Consider the following 2,818-nt stretch of genomic DNA (forward strand, 5'->3'; position numbering starts at 1 on the left):
CGCGGCGGCACACCGGAAGTCGACCTAGTGCTGGTGTCCGGCGTGATCCACGAAACTGCCGAGCCTGAGGCCTTGCTGCGCGCCGCGCTGGCGCTGCTGAGGCCGGGCGGCCACCTGCTGGTCAGCGTGCCGAATGCCGGTTCGTTCCACCGGTTGCTGGCGGTGCAGATCGGGCTGATCCCGGCGGCCAACACGCTGGGCGAGCGCAACCGCCTGCTGGGCCAGCCCATGGTCTATGGCGCGGCCGAGCTGCGCGCGCTGGTGCTGGGGCTGGGCCTGGAGGAAGCCGGCTTCGAGGGCTATCTCTTCAAGCCGTTCACGCATGCGCAGATGGCGCCGCTGATGCCGCAGCTGGGCCAGGCCGGGCTGCAAGGCCTGATCGAGCTGGGCCGCCAGTTCCCGGACCAGGCAGCCGAGATCTGCCTGGTGGCACGCAAGCGCTGAGCAAGTCCCATGGATGCAGCCGCCGCAGCACCCCTGCCGGAAGCGCCCCAGCGCAAGCACCAGGCCGAGGCCGTGGACCCGCTGTTTGCCGCGGCCTTCCAGCAGGCCGTGGCCGGCAACATCGCGGCCGGCCGGGCAGGTCATCTGCGGCTGCATCCGGAAATCTTCTGGCTGCCGGTCAGCGAAAACTGCAACCTGCGCTGCATCGGCTGCGACGACGTCATCACCGGCTTCCGCAAGGAATACCTGGCGCCGGCCGATGTGCGGCGGCTGCTCAGCGCCAGCGCCGGCCAGGCCAGCTTCAGCGAGATCGACCTGACCAGCGGCGAGCCGCTGCTGCACCCGCAACTGAGCGAGGTGATCGACATCTGCCACGAGCTGCATCCCAAGGCCGTTGTCTCGGTGGTGTCCAACGGCACGATTCCCGTGCGCGGCAAGTACCGCGACGCTTATGCGCGGCTGGACAGCATCGGCCTGTCGATCGATGGTGCCACTGCCGAGGTCTTCGAGGCGGTGCGCGTGGGCGCCTCGTTCGAACGCTTTGTGCAGACAGTCAAGGACGTGGTTGCGCTGCGCGACCAGACCGGCCGGCCAGCAGAGATCCAGCTCTGCTTCACTGCCTGCGCGATGAATCTGCACCAGCTTCCAGAGGTCGTGCGCCTGGGCAAGTCCTGGGGCGTGAACTCCGTCTACGCGCAGCCGATGGAGATGAACATCGCGCCGATCCGCGACGCCATCGGCCACCTGCACCTGGACCACATGGACCCGGCCGAGCGCACCCGCTGGGTGGACGAGGCGGTGGCGCTGGGGCGCGAGCTGGGGCTGGAAGTGGCGGCGTCCGACGGGCTGTATCCGCGCCCGAAAGAGGAGGAAAAATCGACCGAACCGCAGGCCGGCCCTTCGCTGGCCTTCGAGGAGAAAGTCGCCAAGCTCGGCGTGGGCGTGCGGCGCCGCTCGCCGGATGGCGAGCTGACGCTGCCGCATGTGCGCCAGTGCCAGTATCCGTGGACCCAGGCGCCCGGCATCCGCAAGATGGGGGCCGCCTGGCACACGACGCTGTGCTGCTACATGAGCGAGGCGGCCAACACCGAGCTGGCCGCGCGCTACGACCTGCACGACATGGACAAGCAGTCCATGCTGGACCTGTACAACGGCGCTGGCTACTGGCAGTTCCGGGAAGACCTGGCCGCCGGCCTGACGCACGAGGCCTGCGGCGACTGCGCTGCGGCGCTGACGCACGGGCCCTCGCTGCTGCAGCACCTGGCCTGGCGCATTGATGCGCTCTGCGTCGAACATGGCTTGAGCTTTCCAGGTGGGGACGCGCTGCGCGAACAGCTGATGCAGCCGCAGGCCACGGTGCACCAGGCGCGCAAGCTGGTGAATCATTTGCACCAGGCCTGGTGGCAACCGCATCCGCAGCCGCGGCCCGTGTGGCTGCAGGAGCTGATGGCGGCGGCGCGCGAACTGGGCCCGCCGAAAGAGACGGCTCCGGCCGCTAGCGGTTCACCCAGCGCATGAAGTCCGCGTGCTCGCGGATGTAGTCGGCCTCGTCGAACAAGGCCGAGGCCAGCACCAGCAGGCCGGCGCCAGGCGTGAAGTGGTGCAGCTCGCGCCAGATGCCGGGCGTCATCAGCAGGCCTTCGCCGGGGTGGGTCAGGCGCACGGTGCGCTGGTGCGTGCCGTCGTCCATCGAGACGTCGAAGGCCCCCGTGACGGCCACGTAGAGCTGGTGCAACTGCAGGTGGGCGTGGCCGGCGCGCGAGGCGCCCGGCGGCACGCCATAGGTCCAATAGGCGCGCAGGATGGGGAAGTCGAAGTCGACGCCGGTTTCGGCAAACGAGATGGAGCCCCGCTCGTCGTGGATGGTGCGGATTTGCACCAAGCGGCAGTCGTCCACATGGGCCAAAGCATCAGTCTCCGTTGTGTGTTTCGGGGGGCGCAGGGCAGGTTAGCAGGTAGTGCTCGTGCACCACCGCAGTGGCGCCGAAGCTTTCCTTGTAGAAAGCCAGGCCTTCGTTCAGCACCCATCCGCCATCTTCGTTCGAATGGCCGAAGTCGAACCACTTGCCACGTGTCTGTGCGTGCACGATGGCACGTTCCACCAGCTGATCCAGCGCCGCGCAGCGCCGGGATTGCGCATCGGCCGCCATGTACTGCAGGTGGCAGACCGTGGCGGTCTCGAACATCACCAGCCCGGCGCAGACCACGCCTGACCAGCGCGCCAGCTGCAGGCTGATCTCCGCAGGGAAACGGCTGGCCAGCAGCCGCAGTTCGGCCTCGTTGTGCGTGGGCCGGCTGGCGTGACGGGCCTGCAGCTCGGCCTGCAGCACCGCCCAGAACTCGGTCCAGCCGGTGCCTTCGCCGCCGCGCAGCG

General features: G+C 68.7%; 4 protein-coding genes. 2 read left to right on the forward strand and 2 right to left on the reverse strand.

Features of this window, described 5'->3' with window-relative positions; all coding sequences use genetic code 11:
• Both FKP22_RS26315 and FKP22_RS26320 read left to right on the forward strand, forming a co-directional pair.
• Positions 1 to 444: methyltransferase domain-containing protein (locus FKP22_RS26315; protein ID WP_141290845.1), on the forward strand; the 444-nt coding region annotated here is incomplete at its 5' end.
• A 9-nt stretch (positions 445 to 453) separates the two neighbouring features.
• Positions 454 to 1,962, forward strand: coding sequence for a radical SAM/SPASM domain-containing protein (locus tag FKP22_RS26320; protein ID WP_141290847.1), 1,509 nt, complete (start codon positions 454 to 456; stop codon positions 1,960 to 1,962).
• On the opposite strand, the gene FKP22_RS26325 is transcribed toward FKP22_RS26320, so the two are convergent.
• Together FKP22_RS26325 and FKP22_RS26330 are read right to left on the reverse strand one after the other, a co-directional pair.
• Positions 1,940 to 2,341: a sugar 3,4-ketoisomerase gene (locus tag FKP22_RS26325; RefSeq protein WP_231010704.1), complete on the reverse strand. Its 402-nt coding sequence runs from the start codon at positions 2,339 to 2,341 to the stop codon at positions 1,940 to 1,942. The genes FKP22_RS26320 and FKP22_RS26325 overlap by 23 nt on opposite strands.
• Positions 2,342 to 2,354: 13 nt before the next feature.
• Positions 2,355 to 2,818, reverse strand: a 464-nt coding sequence (locus FKP22_RS26330; protein ID WP_170201101.1) for a GNAT family N-acetyltransferase, incomplete at its 5' end; no start/stop codon positions are given.

The organism is Ideonella azotifigens (assembly GCF_006519715.1).
Taxonomy (GTDB): Bacteria; Pseudomonadota; Gammaproteobacteria; order Burkholderiales; family Burkholderiaceae_C; genus Ideonella; species Ideonella azotifigens.